Source organism: Nakamurella sp., from assembly GCF_048594475.1.
Classification (GTDB): domain Bacteria; phylum Actinomycetota; class Actinomycetes; order Mycobacteriales; family Nakamurellaceae; genus Nakamurella.
On record NZ_JBMDXT010000389.1, the window covers coordinates 1 to 3362 of the forward strand.

4 protein-coding genes are annotated in these 3362 nt (G+C 76.2%); 3 read left to right on the forward strand and 1 reads right to left on the reverse strand.

Annotated features, from left to right (window positions below; all coding sequences use genetic code 11):
* The 3 genes from ACOJUF_RS17665 to ACOJUF_RS17675 all read left to right on the forward strand — a co-directional run.
* Positions 1 to 935, forward strand: a 935-nt coding sequence (locus ACOJUF_RS17665; protein WP_420123132.1) for a hypothetical protein, incomplete at its 5' end; no start/stop codon positions are given.
* Entirely contained in the window at positions 932 to 2038 is a 1107-nt protein-coding gene (locus tag ACOJUF_RS17670; protein WP_420123133.1) for an ABC transporter ATP-binding protein, read from the forward strand. The genes ACOJUF_RS17665 and ACOJUF_RS17670, both read left to right, overlap by 4 nt.
* A complete protein-coding gene (locus ACOJUF_RS17675; protein ID WP_420123134.1) occupies positions 2035 to 2952 on the forward strand; it encodes an ABC transporter permease in 918 nt (305 codons plus the stop codon). The genes ACOJUF_RS17670 and ACOJUF_RS17675 overlap by 4 nt, the downstream gene beginning before the upstream one ends.
* Before the next feature lie 242 nt (positions 2953 to 3194).
* Here the strand turns inward: ACOJUF_RS17675 and ACOJUF_RS17680 are convergent, their stop codons facing one another.
* The gene (locus ACOJUF_RS17680) at positions 3195 to 3359 is read right to left on the reverse strand and encodes a response regulator transcription factor (protein WP_420123135.1); all 165 of its coding nucleotides are present in this window, start codon (positions 3357 to 3359) and stop codon (positions 3195 to 3197) included.
* Between the last annotated feature and the right edge of the window lie 3 nt (positions 3360 to 3362).

Genomic DNA, 3362 nt, shown 5'->3' on the forward strand with positions numbered 1-3362 from the left:
ACCGGCTCACCGCCGGACTGGCCCGGACCGGGGCGCCGGCACCGGCCCGCGCCGCCGCACCGGCCCGCTCCGCCGCACCGGCCCGGACCGCCCACGGTCCGGCCCCGACCCGGCCGCGATGGGGTGCCCGGTTGCGCACGCCGGTGGTGGCGGTCGCCGGGGTCGTGCTGCTGATGACCGGTGCCGGCATCGCCGCGGCGGCCGACTGGCTGCCGATCTTCCGCACCGAGCAGATCGCCCCGGTGACGATCACCGCCGACGACATGGTCGCGTTGCCCGACCTCACCGCCTTCGGCGACGTCGGCGCCGTCACCGACCCCGACGTGCATCCGGTGGCCGACGCCGCCGCGGCGGCCGCGGCCACCGGCCTGACGGTCCCGGAAGTCGCCGACCTGCCGGCCGGGGTGAACGGGGAGCCGCAGATCCTGGCCGGGGGCCGGGCCGGCCTGGAATTCACCTTCTCGGCGGCCAGGGCCGCGCAGACGGTGGCCCCGGCGACCCTGCCGGCGCCCCCGCCCGGGCTGGACGGCAGCCGGTTCCGGCTGACCGCGGGACCCGGGGTCCTGCAGGTCTGGACCGCCGACAGCGGGTTGCCCGCGCTCGCCGTCGGCCGGGCCGTCGCACCCACCGCCGACTCGTCCGGCGTGGACTTCGGCACCGCCCGCGACTACGTGCTCTCGCTGCCGGGCCTGCCGGCCGATCTGGTCGCCCAGCTCCGCGCCTTCGACGCCGGCGGCACGACGCTGCCGCTGCCGCTGCCGGCCGACCTGGTCGAGGCGGCGCCGGCCGAGGTCGACGGGGTACCGGCCCAGCTGCTGACCTCCAGGGACGGTGCGGTGACCGCGGTGGTCTGGGTGCAGGACGGCATCGTCACCGCGGTCGGCGGCTCGCTCGGCGCGGACGAGGTGCTCGCCGTGGCCGAGGATCTGCGGTGACCGCCCCGGGCGCCCCGGCGGGCGCGACCGGGGGCCCGGCCACCGCCACCCCGAGCGGGCCGGCGGACGGGCTCGAGCGAGCCGCCCGGCTGCTCGCGGAACTCCCCGCCTCGCCCGCCGTGTGGTGCTCGGACCTGCGGAAACGGTACGGACGGCGGACCGCGGTGGACGGCGTGTCGTTCACCGTCGGGCGGGGTGAGGTGGTCGGCCTGCTCGGGCCGAACGGGGCCGGCAAGACGAGCGTGATCAAGATGCTGCTCGGCCTGGTCCGGCCGACGGCGGGGGAGGTGCTGCTGCTCGGCCGGCCGGGGTCGGACCCCCGGGCCCGGGCCCGGGTCGGATACCTGCCGGAGCTGTTCCGCTACCAGCCCTGGCTGACCCCGGACGAGGTGCTCACGCTGCACGTGCGGCTGGCCGGCGCGGCCATCCCGCAGGCGCGGCGCCGGGAGAGCCTGGCGATCGTCGGGCTGGCCGACCGGGCCGACGACCGGGTCGGCGGCTTCTCCAAGGGCAGGCAGCAGCGGCTGGGTCTGGCGGTCGCCCTGGTCGCCGACCCGGAGCTGGTGATCCTGGACGAACCGACCAGCGCGCTCGACCCGCTGGGCCGGGCGGACGTCCGGGACCTGGTCCTGCTGCTCAAGCAGCGGGGCGTCGCGGTGGTGCTCAACTCGCACCTGATCGGCGAGGTCGAGCGGGTCTGCGATCGGGTCGTCATCCTCGACCGCGGCCGGGTCGCGGCCGCGGGTTCGCTGACCGATCTGCTCGGTCAGCGGGAGCTGCGGATGCATCTGACCGGGGTCGGCCCGGCCGCGCTGGCCCGGCTGGCGCAGGCGGGCGAGACGGACCGGGACGCCGACACGTACACGGTCCGGCTGAGCGACGACCGGCCCGACTCGGTCCCCGATCTGGTCGACGATCTGGTGCGGCTGGGCGTGCGCGTGCATGCGGTGGAGCCGGGCCGGATCAGCCTGGAGGAGCGGTTGCTCGGGATCCTCCGGGCACCCGGGCGCGGACCGGGCGCCGGGACCGCCACCGGATCAGCCGGTGGACCGGGAATGGAATCGAGTACCGGGCCGGGCGCGACCGAGGGGACATGGCGATGACCGACACGATCGCGACGGGTTCCCTGACCGGTTCCGGCCGGGCGGCGGCCGCCGCGGCGACCGGGCGGGTGGTGCTGACCATCGGCGCCCTGACCTTGCGCGAGGCGGCCCGCCGGAAGGTGCTGCGCGCGCTGGCCGTGCTGACCCTGGTGCTGCTGGCCCTGAGCGCCTGGGGCTTCGCCAAGCTCGGCGGCTTCCAGGCCGAGTTCGGTGAGCTGACCAGCGGGGAGGCCCGCCTGGTGGCGTCTCAGCTGCTGAACCTGGTGATGTTCGGGCTGAGCATGATCGCCGCCCTGGGCACGGCCTTCCTGGCCGGGCCGACCCTGGGCGGCGAGATCGAGTCCGGGATGGCGCTCTCGATGCTGGCCCGGCCGGTGCCCCGGTTCGCGGTACTGCTGGGCAAGTGGTCGGGGCTGGTCGGGTTCGGCGCCGGGTTCGTCGTGGTGGCCGGGCTGGCGCAGTTCGTCATCGTGCAACTGACCGTCGGCTACTGGCCGCCGGAACCGGTCCTCGGACTGGCGCTGCTGGCCGCCCAGACCAGCGTGCTGCTCACGCTGGGCCTGTTGCTGTCCACTTTGGTCTCGCCGATGGCCTCGGGCATCGTCGCGGTCGGGCTGTTCGGTGCGGCCTGGATCGCCGGGGTGGTCGGCGGGGTGGGCGCGGCGCTGGGGAACGACGCGGTGGCCCGGGTCGGCACCGTCTCGCAGATCCTGCTGCCCACCGACGGGCTCTGGCGCGGGGCCATGCACGCGTTCCAGGAGCCGGGGGTGCTGGCCCGGTTCGGCAAGGAGATGGCCGGCTTCCCATTCCTGAGCCCGGCGCCGCTGGCCCCGGCCTACCTGCTCTGGGTGCTGGTCTGGGTGCTCGTCGTGCTCGGCCTGGCCGCGCTGTCGTTCCGCCGCCGCGACCTGTGACGGCGACCGGCCCGGGTGGCCGGCAGGTGGCTGACGCTCCCCGCGCTGATCAAAGGCCCGGCTCGGCGGGTGAAATGTCCGGTCCGGTGGGCCTTTGATCAGCGCACCGCGCCGGGGCCGCGGGAGGCGCACCGCGCCGGGGGCCGCGGGAGGTCGCACCACGCCGGGGGCCGCGGAAGGTCGCACCACGCCGGGGGCCGCGGGAGGTCGCCGGGCTCGGTGACGGCGACCGCGGGCCGGGGTCAGCCGGACTGACCGAAGCCGGCGTCCCGGGCGCGGATGATCATGTTGGCCCGGTCGCCGGCCTGCAGCTTGGCCAGGATGGTCGAGACGTTGTTCCGGACGGTCTTGCCCGACAGGTACAGCTCGGCGGCGATCTGGGTGTTGGACCGGCCGGCCGCGATCAGGTC